Raw genomic sequence first — 17,866 nt, 5'->3', positions numbered from 1 at the left:
CAGTTGGGAGGATATGGACAATGACAAAGTTGTTTGAAATCACAACCGAGGAACTATCTGTGGACGATGTGATGGCACGGCTGGCTAATCCAGCTATCGGAGCGGTAAGTGTCTTTGTTGGTGTGGTGCGTGACAATACAGATGGCCGCGAGGTGCGCCATCTGGAGTATGAAGCTTACCCTGAGATGGCTGAGGGGATGCTGCGCCAGATCGGCGAAGAAATCCAAGCCCGCTGGAAAACGATCCAACAGGTTGCGATTGTACATCGGGTGGGACGGCTTGAAGTGGGGGAAATTAGTGTGGTTATTGCTCTCTCCGCAGCGCATCGTCCGGAGCTTTTTGATGCGCTGCATTACGCGATTGATCGCTTAAAGGAAATTGTTCCCATCTGGAAGAAGGAAGTCTGGACTGATGGTTCGGAATGGAGGAATGAGAGATGACAGAAGAATTGTATCCAATGCTGAGTGTTGAGGAAGCGTTGGAACGTGTGCTGAACTATTTCCATACGCTGGAAGCTGAACGGGTTCCTATCCTAGAATCTTTGGGGCGTGCTTTGGCGGAGGATGTCTATGCAGATGTGGACATACCACCGCACTCCAATTCAGCCATGGATGGCTATGCGGTTCTGGCAGCAGACACACAAGGGGCCAGTACTCAGAGCCCCAAGCTGTTGCGAGTAATTGCTGACCTGCCGGCTGGCTATGTTACGGACACCTCGGTTACACCGGGGACTGCTATCCGTATCATGACAGGAGCGCCTATTCCTCCTGGAGCAGATGCCGTAGTCCAATTTGAGGACACACAGCAGGAAGGCGAGTGGGTAAAGATCATGGTGGAGGTGCCAAAAGGCAAGAATGTGCGCCTTGCTGGTGAGGATGTGCGCAAAGGGATGTTGGTCTTGCGCTGTGGCATTCGTATCCGTCCGCAGGAAGTGGGAATGCTGGCTACGTTGGGGCGCAAGGAAGTGCTTGTTACGCGCCGTCCTCGTGTTGCAATCTTGGCCACTGGCGATGAAGTGGTGGACATTGATGCCCCGCTTATACCGGGCAAAATCCGCAACGCCAATAGTTATTCCAATGCCGCGCAGGTCATGCGCTGTGGCGGGATTCCTATCTTGTTGGGCATTGCGCGCGATGACATCGCTGACCTGACACAAAAGATCCGCGAGGGACTGGCTCAGAAGGTGGACCTCTTCCTTACTTCTGGGGGGGTATCAGTCGGCGATTTCGACGTCGTGAAAAAGGTCCTAGCGGCAGAAGGAGATATCACCTTCTGGCGTGTGCGCATGAAACCTGGGAAGCCGCTTGCTTTTGGGCAGATTGGTGGAGTACCGTTGTTAGGCATGCCAGGCAATCCAGTTTCAGTCATGATCGCTTTTGAACTATTTGCCAGGCCGGCCATTTTCAAGATGTTAGGTATTGAAAAGTGGCAAAGGCCAACCATTGAGGCAGTGCTCATGGATGAGGTGAGGCGCAAAGATGAACGTCGGCATTATCTGCGTGTACGCATCGAAAAAGCAGCAGTCGCCTCTGGAGAGCCAGGATACCGCGCTTACCTTACTGGGGATCAGGGGTCAGGCATTCTCAGTTCGATGGTTTACGCCAATGGAGTGGCGATTATCCCTGAGGATATGCGGCGGGTCCCTGCTGGAACTCGCGTGCAGGTCATGATGCTGGACTGGGGCGATTAAAACTGGAGCAGCACTCAAGGGAGGTTTACATGGCGATTGCAGTGGGAATCTTGACGATCAGCGACCGTTGTTCGCGTGGGGAAACAGAGGATATAAGCGGCCCGGTTATCTGTCAGTGGGCTAAAGAGGAGTTGAGAGCTGAGGTTAAGAAGCAGGCTATCGTGCCAGATGAGCGCGAACGAATCCGAGAGATTCTCTGTGCCTGGAGCGATCAGGATAGCCTCGATCTCATCTTCACCACGGGTGGAACAGGTTTTGCACCCCGCGATGTAACGCCAGAGGCAACACGTGACGTGATTGAACGGGAAGCACCAGGATTGGCCGAGGCAATGAGGGTGGAAGGGCTGAAAACCACACCTCATGCCATGCTTTCGCGCGCAGTAGCCGGCATCCGAGGACGGACGCTCATTGTGAACCTTCCTGGTAACCCTAAGGCGGTGAAGGAAGGTCTGGCGGTTATCCGGCCTGCTCTACCTCACGGGATCGAGATTCTCAAAGGGGTACATGGGGCAAATCAGAGACATGAATACAAAAGAGCAAATAGCAGATAAATAGGGCTCAGTATCCATGTTCCAGAGTCTAGTTCGTGCAGTTCATCTAATTGTTGCTAGAGATGCTACGCTGATGGAGATCGTGGTACTGTCTCTGAGGGTTACAGGCACAGCACTGTTGTTCAGCACGCTTTTAGGCATTCCCTTAGGTGTTTTTTTAGGACTGAAACGTTTCCTCGGGCGGCGGCTGGTTATCGCCTTCTTGTACACCGGCATGGGCTTTCCCCCGGTGGTGGTGGGGCTTTTCGTCTACATGCTGCTCTCGCGCAGTGGGCCTCTGGGCCGGTTAGGTTGGCCCATTATCCCCTCGTTGTTCACCCCAGCGGCTATGGTCGTGGCGCAAACCATCATCGCTTTCCCTTTGGTCGCCGGGTTCACCATGGCCGCCGTGATGAGTGTAGATCCGGGCTTGCGGCAACAAGTGCAGGCGTTGGGCGCCACGCCTTGGCAGGCTGCGCTAACCATCCTCCTGGAAGCGCGGATTGGAGTTGTAACCGCGATTATCGCTGGCTTTGGCAGCATCATCTCCGAGGTGGGGGCAGTCATGATGGTTGGAGGCAACATCGAGCACAGCACGCGCGTTCTCACTACGGCTATTGTGCTGGAGACGAGCAAAGGTGACTTTAGCCTGGCGATGGCGCTCGGGCTAATTTTGTTGAGCCTTGCTTTTCTCACCAACGTAGCCATGCTCCGTTTTCAGGGGAGAGCACTCGAGCGATGAACGAGTTCATCTACCAATTGCGCAACGTGACCAAGGTTTATAGCGACCGATGCGTGTTACGCGTGGATTACTTGGGCATCCGGCGAGGCGAGATCTTTGCCGTGGTCGGGCCAAGCGGTGCAGGCAAAAGCACCCTGCTGCGCTTGCTGAACTTCCTGGAGCCGCCCACAACCGGACACATCCGTTTTCTAGATATTGAATTCAATCCAGTTCAGCCCATGCCGCTGGAACTGCGTCGGCGAGTGACGACGGTGTTTCAGCGTCCTGTACTTTTGGATCGCAGCGTGTGGGCGAATGTAACCTACGGGTTGTGGCTGCGTGGCCAACGTGATTCCGATGCTCTGGTTCAGAAAGTCTTGGACCAGGTAGGGCTAACAGCGCTGGCACATCAGCCCGCGCGGACCCTTTCTGGGGGCGAAGCGCAGCGCGTGGCTTTGGCGCGCGCAATGGTCTTACAACCCAACGTATTGTTGCTAGATGAGCCAACAGCCAACTTGGATCCGTATAATGTGGGGCTTATCGAGAATATTGTATGGAAGCTGAACTGCGACAGTGGCATAACTGTAGTGTTAGTGACGCACAATGTCTTCCAGGCACGTCGGCTTGCCCATCGAGCAGCATTGCTATTAAGCGGTGAACTCATCGAGGTAGCAGATGCAGAGGTCTTTTTCCAGTCTCCCCGCGATCCGCGCACCAGGGCTTTTGTCCGTGGTGAGATGGTGTACTGAGGGTGACCTTCTAGAATGATAACACCAATTACAGGAGCACGAAGGATGGATAGGGCTTCCAAAGGACGGCTATTAGAGGTTACTTGGCTATTTCTGAAACTGGGCATAATCAGTTTTGGGGGGCCAGCAGCGCACATTGCCCTGATAGAGCAAGAAGCTGTTCATAAACGACGGTGGCTGAGCCCAGAGCACTTTCTTGATTTACTGGCTGCTGTTAACCTAGTGCCTGGGCCTAATGCCACGGAGATGGCAATTCACATTGGTTTTGTCCGTGCGGGATGGCTGGGATTGATTGCAGGTGGCGGTGCATTTATCGTACCCGCTTTTCTGATTAGCCTGGCAATCGCTATGCTGTACGTGCGCCTGGGGACACTGCCGCAGGTAGCCAACCTGTTCTATGGCATTAACCCGGCAGTGATGGCTATCATCCTGGTGTCGGTTTATCGTTTGGCACGTGTGGCTATTCGCGATCGGCTCTCCCTTGTATTGGGTATAGTTTCTCTGGTAGCAGCCCTAGCCGGTGTCAACGAGGCAGTGGTGCTATTGGCGGCTGGGGCCATCAGCCTCTTGTTATCCGCCAAGCAGCGCTGGCCTTGGCTGGTGCATGGCATTATTGGTGGCAGCTTTTTCTCCTTGATGCCACAGTTTATGATACCACCTATGGATGGTCGCTTGGTGCGCTTGGGTCTGTTTTTCTTCAAAGTTGGTTCTCTCCTTTTTGGCAGTGGCATGGTGCTATTTGCCTTTATCCAACGGGATGTGGTCATACGCTATGCCTGGCTGAATCAACAGCAGCTTCTGGACGCGATTGCTGTGGGTCAAATTACACCAGGCCCTGTATCTTCTGCGGCAACATTCATCGGCTACCTGGTCGCTGGAGTGCCGGGTGCCGTAGTAGCTACTCTAGGCATGTTTCTCCCCTCGTTTGTGATTGTTTCTTTAAGCGGGCCATTGATTCCGCAATTGCGTGCGTCGCCTATAGCTCAGGGTTTCCTGCGCGGCGTGAACGCCGCCGTGGTGGCGCTGATCCTGTCGGTTGGCCTGGTGTTACTTCGTGCGGCGATTGTTGATGTCTGGACAGCGCTAATTTTGCTTGGAGGGGTGGTAGCGTTACTCCATTTCCAAATTGACACGGTATGGATGGTGCTCGGTGGTATGGTTGTTGGACTGGCACGGTATCTACTTAGGGGAGGCTGAAAGTGAAAAACTTTGGAAAGTTCATCTTTGATCTCTTGACATTGCTATGTATTCTTGGACTGCTTTGCGGGTGTGCAGGGACAGCTTTACCCTTGCCGGAGGCTGTCTTACAAAACCCTAACCTGACGAGTAAGACGCCTTCTGGTTCCTCTAGCCAGGTGCCATTGCGGAGACTAATCCTAGCCACGACAACAAGCACGCGCGACTCAGGCTTGCTTGAGTTCATCCTTCCCGATTTTGAAAGGCAGTATAACACCAAAGTGGATGTCATTGCCGTAGGCACTGGGCAGGCATTGAAGTTGGGGGAGGATGGCAATGCAGATGTGTTGCTAGTACACGCTCGGGTGAACGAAGAGGCGTTCATGAAAGCAGGACATGGCATCCGCCGCGAGGATGTCATGTACAATGATTTTGTGATCGTCGGGCCAGCCAGCGATCCGGCTGGTATCAAGAGGTTAAACAGCGCTGCGGAAGCCTTTCAGAGGATTGCCCAGGCACAGGCCCCCTTTATTTCACGTGGTGATGAGTCAGGTACGCATAGTAAAGAGAAGTCTATTTGGAAAACAGTCGGTATTGAGCCGCAGGGTACCTGGTACATTTCAGCTGGGCAGGGCATGGGTGCGGTGCTGACCATAGCTGATGAAAAGCAGGCTTATGCACTCAGCGACCGTGCGACCTATCTGGTCCGTAAGCTGCAGGGGCTTGATTTGGAGATCCTGGTGGAAGGTGATCCCATTCTATTTAACCCCTACGGGGTTATTGCAGTCAATCCCGTCAAGAATGAGAAGATCAACGCTGAGCTGGCCAATGCGTTTCTGGACTGGATCATCTCCGTGCCCGTACAGGAAAAGATTAGTCAGTTTGGCAGGGATCAGTTTGGACAGTCCATCTTCGTGCCTAATTCGACCCCCTGGCGTATGGCGCATCCCAAGTAACTTAGCCTGGATACTCTCCAGCGTTTCTTGGTTTTGCCTGGTACACGCCGGCCATATCCGTGCCCAAAAAGCCAGCATCGTACATCCTTTTATCCACTGGGGATAGGCCCTGTGCCCTGATTGCATCGACCAAGGGATAGTGGCGCAGCGCATCCAAGCGCTGCCCAATCCATGCCAGGTCTTCTTCCGTGGTCATCCAATTTCGTTGGTCAAAGATGCTCAGATCGAGCGGGCGCGAGTAGGAGCGGAGAGTTTTTTCGCCCAAGGTATTGAAATATGACTCGAAATAGGAGAGGGCGAGTTCGCGATAGGTTCTGTAGATGGGTTCGCGAAACCTGAGCCCCGAGAAGTTCGACTTGGCCACCGCGCCAATGAATCCACGCACCCGGTAAATGGCAATGACGTGGTCATCGTCGTTCTCAGCGCGCAGGTCGAGGAGCAGTGGTGGATGGCCGTGGAAGCGCAGCGCGGCGGCGGCAAAGATGGCACCTTCCGTGCAGTGCGCTCGTCCGTCGCGCATGACCCGGCGTGGTGAGCGGGTCTGGCCATCCGTATTGTAAGGGATGCTGTCCAAATACTGTTGGATCTTCCAAGGGGTGTTAAGCTGGGCCAGGAAGGCTCGTTCCTCGTCAGTCCAGGGTGAATCCATCATGGTCAATGCTCTCCTTCTCGTTGGTTATCACTGGGTAATGATAGCATCATTTGGAGTTGGATAGCCTCATGGATTGGGCAGAGTGTTTTCCCCATCTGGTATCTCACGCAGAAGTTGACATAGAACGGCTTCTGTTGCAAAATTGCGATACAGAATCGCCGCGAAAAGCCCGATTGGGAGGTATTATAGGGGAAAATTCCAGATAATCAATGTATGTGCGGCTCATACCAAACTACAAAGTTATCTGATGGATTTAGAAGGGCAATTTCTGGAAGATCTCAAGACCCAGTCAGCCAGAAATACCGTGGGCTCAGATGGGGGGAATGCGAGATTATTTGATTCATGGCAAGGAGTGAAATAGTCCTATGAAAATCCTTGTGCGCAATGGGCAATCAAAGAGATGGGAGTCTGCAGACCTGGTTAGGAGCAAGGCCGAGGCTGATCTTCAGCATCTCCTAATAGAATCTCCGTTCTTGATACCAATTGATGAGATTCGGGAAGGCGTTTCACCTCTTGTATTTGCAGTTGGTGAGTTTGGCCTTCCCGGTTCGGGAAATACGGACATCCTAGCGTTGAGTGCTGATGGCGACATCGCGATTATTGAGTGCAAACTTGTTGCTAACCCAGAGAGCAGGCGCAAAGTCATTGGTCAGATCCTTGAATATGCTTCATATCTTTGGGGGATGAACTATCGAGAATTTGACAATCGAGTGCAGCGACTAAAAGGCAAGAGATTAACGGAGCTTATCGAGGAGGCAGTAGCTGGGGAGTGGGATCGGACCAGTTTTGAGGAAGGGATTACCCAGTCATTGGAGAATGGGGGCTTTACCCTGATCATTGTTGTAGACGAGATCAACGAGGAATTGAGACGCATAATCCGATACATAAACGAGTGCAGCAAGTCAATCTTCTCACTCCACGCTCTTGAAGTTCGCAGATTTCAGGCTGCTGGGATTGAAATCCTTGTACCGCAATTGCACGGTCTTTCTGTGAAGTCTGCTGTCCCAAAAGGTGACAAGAGTAGAAAGTGGACTAGAGAGGAGATTTTCGAAGCACTTGCCGGGAATGTCGAACCAGGTATTGTGGCCATCGTGGAGAGTTTGTACGAGTGGGCTGAGGATACAGCCGACAGGGTGTGGCTGGGGACAGGAGTGGAAACAGGCTCCTTCACTTTTCATTACATCAAGGAGGGGAAAACTATCTCCGTCTTCACGGTGTACACAAACGGGAGGCTGGCATTGAACTACGGAATGCTATTGCTCCAGGTAGGCAAAGAAGTGCTTGAGGAATTTCATCGAAGGATAACGGAGATACCCACTTTTCGCCATGTACCCGCCGTATTTTCCAAGTATCCTACAATCAGAGTTGCTGATGGCTTCAAGGGTTCAGAAGAACTCGAGAAATTCAAACAGGCAGTTGAGTGGCTTGGAAACACGGTTGGCTCAAGCGTAGGACGTGGTGCAAGCAATCAGGCGGGCTAGTACGTAACTCCGCGTGCGGCTAAACCCAACCGTTGTGCAGCTAGATTACGAAATGCAATGCCAATGAAAGCGAAAGCAGTCATCGAAGTTGTCGTCGTCTTTAGCCTTACCTTGCTGCTCACCGCACTGGTAGGCCTCTCCCCTATTGGCAAGTGGGAAAGGCAAGTATCGAATCGCTTTTTCATCGAATACGCTGTGATGATTGCCTTTCCCTTGCTCTGGCTGGTGGTCACTCGCAGAGACCTGGCCTCTTATGGCTTGTCTCTGCGCCCTATCTCGTACCATCTGGACGTAACGGCGACCGCATTCGTGCCCATGGCTATTGCCAACGCGGTTCTAGGGTTGGTCAATTACAAGCACTGGACTGGCGCACTTCTCATGGCGGGCGTCCATATCGCTTTGCTCTGGGCACTAGGTTGGTTGCTCCAGAGCAAACCGACACGGAATGAACACGGCACACTGGCCGGCGTAGCCTTGGTCATGGCTTATTCGCATCTCGCTCAGAAGGTCTCTTTGAATAATGCTATTTCAGCATTACTCTTCTACGTCTTCTTTCTTGGCTTAGGAGAAGAACTTTTCTTTCGGGGCTATATTCAATCGAGGCTGAATGCCGTTTTCGGGAGACCTTTTCAGTTCTATGGGGTCAATTGGGGATGGGGCGTTATCATCACGTCTGCGTTATTTGGGTTGATGCACGTCCTCAATCTTGGCAGTTTGGTAATGGGCGCTTGGCAGTTGACGCCTTGGTGGGGGTTCTGGACCTTCTTTGCTGGCTTGGCCCTCGGTTTTGTGCGCGAGAAAACGGGGAGCATTGCCGCGCCGACGATTTTGCATGGGCTGCCACAAGCGCTAGCGGCATCGCTTGGGTTCATGTGAGAACATGGGCTCGCCACCGAGCCACGGGCTAACAAGCGCGTGCAGCCGAGCCAAGTATTCAGTGGGCTTGAAAGACGGGTGAAAATGGCAATACGTAGTTTTCGCACTGGCCAAATGATTGCTCGAATTCTGCTTATCCTCCTGACGCTTGTCCTCCTCTATCTCGCCGTTGGGCTGGGGTTCCACTTCAAATGGAGGAGCGCATTAGCGGCGTGCCGGGAAGCGCGAGCCGCGCGCGGTGAATTTGTAGAGCCAGAAGTGTTTAGCCCCCTTCTGGGTCTCGCATTTGATGTGACTTTTTGGCCAGTTTACGCTTGGGCAAATCTCTACCACGATGGCACGCCCTTCGCAACCCCGTGCACGCATTAGCAGGCCACTGCCTTGAGCATTTTATTCTGAGCCCCTTCGAAACTCTTGAGTGGGCCAAGGGCTTGCAGTTCCGTGTGCCTCTCTGGGTAATCCTCCCTCGCTTCAAGACCCACTACTCACTATCCACACTGAAGTGCTTTCGCATGGCTGATGCCAGCCATTTGGCAGAAATGGGGCAATTGGTGGATAATGCGTGGTCAATATGGCGTTTCAAAAGACAAATCGGTTGGGTAAAGGATGATGTATGAGCGATTTGGACGGACTTTCGTCGGCTGAAGCAGCCGAGCGCCTTGTGCGCTATGGCTCCAATGCCTTGCCTGAGCCGCGATATCGTTTGCCACAGTTGATTGTGCGCCAGTTTCGGGGCATCTTCAACCTGCTGTTGTTGGTTGCAGCCATTGTGACCTTTGTACTGGGCGAGCCGATTGATGCCTCGTTTATCCTGCTGTTTGTGTTTCTTGGGACGGCGCTCAATGTTTTCCAGGAGTACAAGTCGAACGCGGCGGTGGACAAACTCAAGTCATACCTGGTGCGCACGACGACCGTGCGGCGCGATGGCCAGGATCAGGAAGTGCCCGTTGATCAGATTGTCCCTGGCGATATCCTCAAACTCGAAGCCGGCGACATTGTCCCGGCAGATGCCGTTGTGCGCCAGGCGCGCAATCTGCTGGTTGATGAGACAACCTTTACGGGTGAGAGCATTCCGGTAGCCAAATTGGCTGTCACCACCGAAACGCAAGAAATACGCGACGAGCATCGCCTCTTGCAAGGGGTGGTCATCGTACGAGGGAATGCCCTGGCGGAAGTTACTGCTACCGGGGTTAGGACGCGCTTGGCGGCCATCGCGGCGACAGCTTCTTCCGTGCAGGCGGAGAGCGAGTTGGTCAAGGGCATTGACCGCATCAGTGCCTTTATCCTACGGGTGACGCTGATCACGCTTCTGTTTATGGTCCTGGCCAATATTTTGATTGAGGGCAAGGGTGCGGATATTCCCCACCTTCTGATTTTTGCGATCGCACTTGCTGTGTCGGTGATACCCGAGGCACTGCCGCTCGTCCTGACGTTTTCGCTCTCGAGGGGCGCGCTCCAATTTGCCCAGAAGCAGGTCATTGTCAAGCGGCTTTCCTCGGTGCAAGACCTGGGATCGGTGAATTTGCTCTGTACAGACAAGACTGGCACGATTACCGAGAATCGCCTCGTCTACACCAATTGCTATGTCGTGCCAGAATCGCGCTTTCATCCGCTCGTGCTAGCACGTTTGGCGGCGTATCGCTTATCCGGGCCTAATCCTGAGCCATTTGATCGCGCTATTGACGAAGCACTTTCGCCCGAGCAACAGGCTGAGGTGAATACATTTGAACTCCTGGAAGAAGAAGCGTTCGATCCAGCGCTGCGCAGCAACGGGGCTATCGTACGGGGCAACGATGGCCTGCGGCTGCATATCCGTCGGGGCAGCCCAGAATACTTCTTTGAGCAGGGACTGATCGCGCCGGAGCAGGTCAGAGGTTGGCTTGTAGAAGAGGAACGACAGGGGCATCGGGTGCTCGGCGTCAGTTACCATGATGGCAATGGCGCTCGGTTTGGCGGCTTTGTCTCGTTTGTTGATCGGCTCAAGTCCACTACTATTGCCACTATCGAGGCGGCTAAGCGTCTGAATGTGGCAATCACGGTTATCACTGGCGATGCCTTACTGGTGGCTGATGCCGTTGGGCGCGAAGCCGGGCTCGTGACCACGGACGATGAAATCATGGAAGCGGCTGCTTTTTTGGCTCTTCCCATCCAGGAGCAACGCAAACGCATTGGAACAATCCGCGTGTTTGCACGCACGACGCCCGAACAAAAGTTAGAGTTAATCGAACTGCTCAAGGAGCAATATACCGTTGGCTTCTTGGGGGAGGGGATCAACGATGCGCCGGCGCTGAAAGCAGCACACGTCTCGCTGGTGGTGCCATCGGCGGCGGATGTGGCGCGTGAGATCGCCGATATCGTCCTTTTGGAAAATGACTTGCGCGTGATCGTGGATGGCATCCGCTTGGGGCGTGAGACACACGCCAACACCTTGAAGTACATTCGGGCTACGCTTGTCTCCAACTTTGGCAATTTCTACGCCGTAGCGATTGGTTCGCTTTTCATTGACTTCTTGCCCATGTTGCCCAAGCAGTTGCTGTTGCTCAATCTCCTCTCGGATTTTCCCATGATGGCAATCGCTTTTGACCGCGTCTCCGAGCAGGAAGTGGCCCATCCACAGCGCTATGATTTTCGTTCGCTGTATATCATCTTCATCACACTGGGACTCGTCAGTACCGTGTTTGATTTCATCTATTTTGGGCTCTTCTACCGCATTTCACCAGGAGTGCTGCAGACCAACTGGTTCATTGCCAGCGTGATCACGGAGATTCTACTTCTGGTATCCATCCGCTCCATGTTGCCCATCGAAAAGGCGGGTTGGCCAGCGCCACTCATCACGTTCTTGTCGACAACGGCTTTTGTGCTGGCGATTGCACTGCCTGTGATCCCGTGGACTGCCGCCTTTTTCGAATTTACCAGACCAACAATGCCCCACTTGGTGCTCATTGTATCGCTTGCAATGCTCTATCTCGTGATTTCCGAGATCGTGAAGCGACCGCTTGCCCGCTTCCTGAGCAAAAATAGTCAAATGGGTTGAGTCCCCAGAGGGTTTCAGCCACAAAAGCGCAGCGAAAGTGTTTTTAGCCTAAGCGTTGCAAAAGCCAAACTCCTTAGCACCTGCTAAGGAGTTTGGATAAGCCCGTTTCATGCGGGCGATTCACTCTATCCTATCTGCCTGTTCCATTAGTTCACATCCCGAGGCCCTTGCCAAAGGGATCCACCCAGGTCTCCAGAGCAACCCTGAGTTCTGGATATTCCTTTGCGGCATCTTCCAATGAGCGTCCTTGCATGGTCGCGTCAATGGCCTGCCGGAAGGCTTTGGCTCCAGCCACGGGACCTTGCGGGTGGGCATGGATGCCACCACCGGAGCCAATCACAATGTCCGTTCCCAAGTCATGCATAACCTGAGGTACCATTTTGGGCGTGATGCCACCGCTGGGCATGGGGAAAGTAGGACGGATTTGGTAGAATGGGAAAGCCAAGTTGCGGGCCACGTTTTGGAATTTGTCCACCAATACCGGAGCCTTGCCATATGGTGCGGGAAAGACCACAATGTCCGCTCCCGCCAAACGGGGGAGTTTGCCCAGCACCAAGTGGGAACTGATGCCATGCCATTCTGAGGCATACAATGCGCCGGCCAGGTCCATGTGCGCCAGAATGGGCACGTTGATGGCAGGGTCTTCTGCCAATGCCCGCAGCACGGGGAAGCCGGTCACCAGATAGTTGACCATCAGTGCGTTGCAACCCAATTCCACTGCTCGGCGGGCATTTTCAAAGACTTTGGGGATCTCATCAGTGACATTCACCGTGTACAGGGTGTGCTCGCCCGTTTCTTCGTAGACCTGCCGCTCTGCTTCCATGTACAGTTTCACTCGTTTTTCGCACTCGCAGAACGAAGCATTGGCCAGCAACTCATCGTCTTTGATGATATCACAACCACCTAGAGCGGCCAGGCGGAATAGTTCTACCCCCACCTCGGGCGGATAGCCGGTGCAGGGCTTGATCATGTTGTTGAGCAAGGGTCGTTTGGGCACGCCAAGCAGTTTGCGGATGCCGGGGATGCCGAATTTAGGGCCTTTGAAGCCCGCGACGTACTTCTCGGGGAAGCGCAAATCCAGCACCTTGAGTTTGCCTGCCATGGAGATGTTTCCAACGACTGTGGTCAAGAGCATCGGGATTTGCTCGCCAAAGTTGATCTCCGGGAAGGCGATTTGGATGATGTATTGGCGTTCATTCACCTCGGGAGGAACCATCCACTCATAGTCCGGAACTTCGTACACGCCAATCACTTTAGCCACGTGCTTGCGGCGTACCTCGGGTGTTTCGCCTGGCACAGGCACCCAGGTACCGGTGGATTGCTCGATGGCCAGAGCAGGAGCTAACTTGGCCACCGGAATTGATTTGGGATAGGAAACAAGGTATGTTCCAATGACATACTCATCGTAATCCACCCCATCGGGCAGGGCGATGGGCAAAGATTCGATATCCATTTTTACCTCCTTGTAAATATTGATCATCCTGGTTGATCTGCGGGGCAATAACACTTTTACGTGTTGATGGCATTGTAACACCCAGGATATACTGCTGTCAAGTACACTCAGAGCACATCCGCTAGGATGGTAAGATTTTGTCAGGAAGGTTGCGGGATCTTGGCCGGTCGGAATTCCGTACGAATGCCGTTGTGCAGAATTTTGTGCACTGGGCAGTGCTTTGAAATCAGGAATAGTTTATTGCGCTCTGCAGGCGTGAGGTCGCCAACGAAGCCAACCTCCGCATCGATCTGCTCGGTGTATTTTTCCGTTTCTTCGCACTCTGCGCAGTCCTTGGCAAAAATGCGGTCGTAGCGCAGGCGCACTTCCACTTCCTCTAGCTTTACCCCATGATTCTGCGCGTAGGAGTGCAGGAGGATAGCTGTGCAGGATCCCAGACCGGCAAGCAACATGCCATACGGCGTCAGTTCATGGATGGCGTGAATGGGTCTGAGTTCACGGCTGGCTGCATCGGGGGCTTCTGTATCTGCATACTGGAATTCAGTCTCGAATTTGCTATTCTGACGCACGACGACGATCTCTGCCATGGGTATACCTCCTATTTGATGGACTGGGTTCCTGCGCTCTGCACCGCGCAGCGAGGATAGTTGAACCCCTTCTGGTGAAAGCAGGGTATCTCGTGATCAGGAAGCCTAGCGCAGTTAACAGGCGATTGCCGATCCATCAGATGTCCAGGTTCTGCACATTCTTGGCATTGGTTTGGATGAAACGTTTGCGCGGCGGTACGCTGGAGCCCATCAGCATGTCAAAAGTGCTGTCAGCGGTCAGCGCATCTTCCAGAGTGACTTGCAACAAAGTGCGTTTGGCCGGATTCATAGTCGTCTCCCAGAGCTGCTCGGGGTTCATCTCTCCCAAGCCTTTGTAACGCTGTATGGTTACTTTCTTGCCTTTCAGCCTGGCTAGGATCTCTTCTCGCTCGGCTTCGGAATAAGCGTAAAGGGTTTGACGGTCGGTTTCGATGCGATAAAGCGGCGGTTGGGCGATGAACAGGTGGCCGTTCTCGATCAAAGGTTCCATGTAGCGGAAGAAAAAGGTCAGCAGCAGAGTTCGTATATGTGCGCCGTCCACGTCAGCATCCGTCATAATCATCACGCGGTGATAACGCAAATTGCTCAAGTCGAAGGAATCCCCAATGCCGGTGCCCAAAGCGGTGATCAAGGTCTTGATTTCTTTGCTGCTGAGCATTTTGTCCAAGCGGGACTTTTCCACATTCAGGATTTTGCCGCGCAAGGGCAGTACAGCCTGAAAACGGCGATCGCGGCCTTGTTTGGCTGAACCTCCGGCTGAATCGCCTTCGACAATGTACAATTCGCATTTGGCAGGATCGGTCTCGGAACAATCGGCCAGTTTGCCGGGCAAAGTGAGCGTCTCCAATGCGCTCTTGCGCATCACCAGGTCACGGGCGTGGCGTGCTGCTTCTCGTGCCCGTGATGCGGTCAGAGCCTTCTCTATAATTACCTTTGCTTCACGGGGATGTTCTTCTAACCAAACCGACAAGCTTTCTGCTATAACAGATTCAACTTGGCTCTTCACTTCGGCATTGCCCAGCTTAGACTTGGTCTGGCTCTCGAATTGAGGGTCTTTTAGCTTGACGCTGATGATAGCGGTAAGACCCTCGCGGACGTCTTCTCCACTAAAGTTGCTTTCATTGTCCTTGAGAAGTCCTGCCTTGCGTGCATAATCGTTTAGGGTACGGGTCAGTGCGGAGCGGAAGCCAGTGAGGTGAGTACCGCCATCTACGGTGTTGATGTTGTTGGCAAAGGCATAAACTGACTCTGCATATCCATCTGTGTATTGCAAAGCTGCTTCGACCAGCGTGCCGTTGGCTTCTTTCTCGACATGAAATGTGGGATGAAGCACCTTGCGGTTGCGGTTCAGGTAACGGACAAAGGACATCACGCCGCCTTCGAAGTAAAAACTGTTCTCGATGTCGGCCCGTTCGTCGCGAAAAGTGATCGTCAGCCCCCGAGTCAGGAAAGCCATTTCCCGGAAGCGCTGGGCAAGGGTGTCATATTGGTAGTCAAGCGTTTTCATAATGCTTTTATCGGGCAGGAAGGTAGTTGTCGTGCCAGTTCCTTTGGCGGTGCCAACTGTCTGCACGGGAGTGACCGGCACGCCATGTTCGTAGCGCTGGTAGTACCGCTTGCCATCGCGCTGTACGCACACTTCCAGCCACTCGGAGAGGGCATTTACGGCTGAAACTCCTACCCCATGCAGTCCACTGGCTACTTTGTAGGTATCGCCGCCGAATTTGCCACCGGCATGCAAGACGGTGTGCACGACTTCCAAGGCTGATTTGCCAGTCTGGGGATGGATGTCAACAGGAATGCCCCGGCCATTGTCTTCTACGGTTACAGTAGCGTCCTTGTGGATGGTGACCACAATGTGGTCGCAAAAGCCAGCCAGGGCTTCGTCTATGGAGTTATCCACTACTTCATAGACCAGATGATGTAGACCTCGTACGTCCGTGCTGCCCACGTACATTCCAGGGCGACGGCGCACAGCTTCCAGCCCTTCCAGAACCTGAATATCTTCAGCAGTATAGGTTGTCCCACTTGCTTTTGTCGTCATCGGTTCTCTTCCTCAAACCTGGCTTGTTGCCAAGCAACAAATCGGTCACGGTAAAAAATGAAGCTGGCTATCACCAGTCCGGTGCTTACATAAGCATTGCCGATAATCCCAATGAGCGTGCCTATTGCATTGATAGCGAGCATACGCCAGATATACCATAACCCTGTCTGGACGACATTGATCAATAAGATGAAGACGATAGCCGCGAAAAAGTTGCGGTGTACGACATTTAGACTGTTCCATAGGGAGCGCGCAATCCCCATATCATCCAGAATAATCGCGCGCGAAGTGAAAAAGAGAATGATCGCCACATAAACTCCAACTGACAATGCGACCCATCTGAATAGGTTCAAAGTCAACCAAGATAGTTCCGGGCTGATAATGCCCAGCAGCGCACTCAAGATGCTAACTCCACTGGCCAGCATCGCAGCGAATAGCAGGATCACGAAAAGCAGTTTGACTAGTCTCGACCAAGAACGCCATGTGACCTGCAACACATACATTATATCCAGTTCTTCCTCGCGCACCTCTTGCGCAATGAGTGACAGGCAAAAGCAGCCGATCAAGAGACCGAGCAAAGTGAGCAGAACCGCAAGACCCAGTAGTGTAGGCCAAGTTGGAATCTCAATGAGATGGTGAGCTAGTCCAAATGGCGGTCTTTCCAACGCAAGGTTTCCGCTTAGGCTAGGTAGCCCAAGAAAGCGCATCGAAAGCATGGTCAGAATGTTTGCCCTTGCACTCAGGTCGGCCAGTCTAGCCTGTATCAGTTCGAGTGCCTGTTGATATTGCGTACCCAGCTCAGAAGTGTTGGGCAATGCAGCAATTACTCTTTGACCCAAGTCACGGATGGACAGCTTGGGTCCTAACCAGATACCTGCGTCAACTAAGATGGGGATAAGAATTAGCCATAGCCGCTTGGTAACCCGGTCGAATCCATCCGAAAGGGTGTCAATAATGCCCACTGTTCGCGTTCCTCCAGAGAGGAATTGTAACACAATCCGCCTCTTTTGAAAAGCCCTCGTCAGTTTCATTATATAGAACAAAAGTTCTTTTGTCAAGCCGAGGATAACGATTTTGACGCCCTGCTCCTTCGTGACTACAATATCCGGCGAAGGAAGAACCATGAGCATTATCACGCTGCTCAGCGATTTTGGAACAGCCGATGGTTACGCGGGCGTAATGCATGGCGTGATCCTGAGTATCAACCCCAAAGCAGTCGTTGTGGATATCTGCCATGACATTGCCCCGCAGGATATACACACAGCAGCTTTTGTGCTCTCTACAGTGTACCCGTATTTCCCGGCGGGTACTGTTCACGTAGTCATTGTCGATCCTGGGGTAGGTAGTGAACGGCGTGCTCTAGCGGTGCGCACTGCACACGGTACGTTTGTGGCGCCCGACAACGGTGTGCTGAGCTACGTATTTGCACGCGAGTCTATTAGCGAGGTGGTGCATCTCACGAATGCACGGTACTGGCTCTCGCCGCTCAGCAATACATTTCATGGGCGCGATCTTTTTGCACCCGTGGCAGCGCATATCTCGCTAGGAGTGGCACTGAGCGACATGGGGCCTGCTATACAAGATCCGGTGCGTTTTGCAGTTACGGAGGCCTTGGTGCAGAACGATGGTAGCATTCATGGCCAGGTATTGCACGTAGATCGGTTTGGCAACATTATCACGAACGTACCGCGTGAACTTTTGACGACTGGGCAGAGTTGGCGAGTGCACATCGCAGGCTATGAAGTAGATAGTTTGTCGAAAACTTATGCCGGGGCTGCTGATGGTGCATTGTTGGCACTGATTGGCAGCAGTGGTCATTTGGAAATCGCTGTGCGCAACGGCAATGCGGCAGCGATGCTGAAGGCAGATCGAGGGACAGAGGTGGTCGTAACGCCTATATAGAGGGAGAGATAGTCA

General features: G+C 53.1%; 16 protein-coding genes. 11 read left to right on the top strand and 5 right to left on the bottom strand.

Features of this window, described 5'->3' with window-relative positions; genetic code table 11:
- The first annotated feature begins 20 nt into the window (after positions 1-20).
- From H5T67_01445 to H5T67_01415, 7 genes are all read left to right on the top strand, one after another.
- Positions 21-440: a molybdenum cofactor biosynthesis protein MoaE gene (locus H5T67_01445; GenBank protein MBC7243984.1), complete on the top strand. Its 420-nt coding sequence runs from the start codon at positions 21-23 to the stop codon at positions 438-440.
- Complete coding sequence (locus H5T67_01440; GenBank protein ID MBC7243983.1) at positions 437-1,690, top strand: molybdopterin molybdotransferase MoeA; 1,254 nt, start codon at positions 437-439, stop codon at positions 1,688-1,690. The genes H5T67_01445 and H5T67_01440 overlap by 4 nt, the downstream gene beginning before the upstream one ends.
- A 29-nt stretch (positions 1,691-1,719) precedes the next feature.
- Positions 1,720-2,241: a molybdopterin adenylyltransferase gene (mog, locus tag H5T67_01435; protein MBC7243982.1), complete on the top strand. Its 522-nt coding sequence runs from the start codon at positions 1,720-1,722 to the stop codon at positions 2,239-2,241.
- A gap of 16 nt (positions 2,242-2,257) precedes the next feature.
- A complete protein-coding gene (locus tag H5T67_01430; GenBank protein ID MBC7243981.1) occupies positions 2,258-2,962 on the top strand; it encodes an ABC transporter permease in 705 nt (234 codons plus the stop codon).
- Entirely contained in the window at positions 2,959-3,690 is a 732-nt protein-coding gene (locus H5T67_01425) for a phosphate ABC transporter ATP-binding protein (protein ID MBC7243980.1), read from the top strand. The genes H5T67_01430 and H5T67_01425 overlap by 4 nt, the downstream gene beginning before the upstream one ends.
- Positions 3,691-3,735: 45 nt before the next feature.
- Complete coding sequence (chrA, locus tag H5T67_01420) at positions 3,736-4,887, top strand: chromate efflux transporter (GenBank protein ID MBC7243979.1); 1,152 nt, start codon at positions 3,736-3,738, stop codon at positions 4,885-4,887.
- Positions 4,888-4,979: 92 nt separating this feature from the next.
- Entirely contained in the window at positions 4,980-5,822 is an 843-nt protein-coding gene (locus H5T67_01415) for a substrate-binding domain-containing protein (GenBank protein MBC7243978.1), read from the top strand.
- Position 5,823: 1 nt separating this feature from the next.
- Here H5T67_01415 and H5T67_01410 read toward each other — a convergent pair whose 3' ends face one another.
- Positions 5,824-6,471 carry a hypothetical protein gene (locus H5T67_01410; protein MBC7243977.1) on the bottom strand — a complete coding sequence of 216 codons (648 nt, stop codon included), beginning with the start codon at positions 6,469-6,471 and terminating at the stop codon, positions 5,824-5,826.
- A gap of 368 nt (positions 6,472-6,839) precedes the next feature.
- Here H5T67_01410 and H5T67_01405 point away from each other — a divergent pair, with 368 nt between their 5' ends.
- The 3 genes from H5T67_01405 (at position 6,840) to H5T67_01395 (ending at position 11,865) form a co-directional block, all read left to right on the top strand.
- Entirely contained in the window at positions 6,840-7,955 is a 1,116-nt protein-coding gene (locus H5T67_01405) for a hypothetical protein (GenBank protein ID MBC7243976.1), read from the top strand.
- Positions 7,956-8,018: 63 nt separating this feature from the next.
- Positions 8,019-8,831, top strand: coding sequence for a CPBP family intramembrane metalloprotease (locus tag H5T67_01400; protein ID MBC7243975.1), 813 nt, complete (start codon positions 8,019-8,021; stop codon positions 8,829-8,831).
- 613 nt (positions 8,832-9,444) lie between these two features.
- Positions 9,445-11,865: an HAD-IC family P-type ATPase gene (locus H5T67_01395; GenBank protein ID MBC7243974.1), complete on the top strand. Its 2,421-nt coding sequence runs from the start codon at positions 9,445-9,447 to the stop codon at positions 11,863-11,865.
- Between the two features lie 151 nt (positions 11,866-12,016).
- On the opposite strand, the gene H5T67_01390 is transcribed toward H5T67_01395, so the two are convergent.
- The 4 genes from H5T67_01390 to H5T67_01375 all read right to left on the bottom strand — a co-directional run bounded on the left by H5T67_01390 (position 12,017) and on the right by H5T67_01375 (position 17,079).
- Complete coding sequence (locus H5T67_01390) at positions 12,017-13,318, bottom strand: ribulose 1,5-bisphosphate carboxylase (GenBank protein ID MBC7243973.1); 1,302 nt, start codon at positions 13,316-13,318, stop codon at positions 12,017-12,019.
- 140 nt (positions 13,319-13,458) lie between these two features.
- Positions 13,459-13,905: an OsmC family protein gene (locus tag H5T67_01385; protein ID MBC7243972.1), complete on the bottom strand. Its 447-nt coding sequence runs from the start codon at positions 13,903-13,905 to the stop codon at positions 13,459-13,461.
- A gap of 136 nt (positions 13,906-14,041) precedes the next feature.
- Complete coding sequence (gyrB, locus tag H5T67_01380; GenBank protein MBC7243971.1) at positions 14,042-15,949, bottom strand: DNA topoisomerase (ATP-hydrolyzing) subunit B; 1,908 nt, start codon at positions 15,947-15,949, stop codon at positions 14,042-14,044.
- Positions 15,946-17,079 (bottom strand): hypothetical protein, encoded by a 1,134-nt coding sequence (locus H5T67_01375; protein MBC7243970.1) that lies wholly within the window; start codon positions 17,077-17,079, stop codon positions 15,946-15,948. The genes gyrB and H5T67_01375 overlap by 4 nt, the downstream gene beginning before the upstream one ends.
- Between H5T67_01375 and H5T67_01370 the strand changes: the two genes are divergently transcribed.
- Positions 17,072-17,851 (top strand): SAM-dependent chlorinase/fluorinase, encoded by a 780-nt coding sequence (locus H5T67_01370; protein MBC7243969.1) that lies wholly within the window; start codon positions 17,072-17,074, stop codon positions 17,849-17,851. The two genes, H5T67_01375 and H5T67_01370, sit on opposite strands and share 8 nt — an antisense overlap.
- The last annotated feature ends 15 nt before the right edge of the window (positions 17,852-17,866 follow it).

The sequence above is a fragment of the Chloroflexota bacterium genome (assembly GCA_014360905.1).
In the GTDB taxonomy this organism is placed as follows: Bacteria; Chloroflexota; Anaerolineae; order UBA2200; family UBA2200; genus JACIWX01.
The sequence above is the reverse complement of the archived record's forward strand: the minus strand, read 5'-3'. Positions and strand labels throughout refer to the sequence as shown.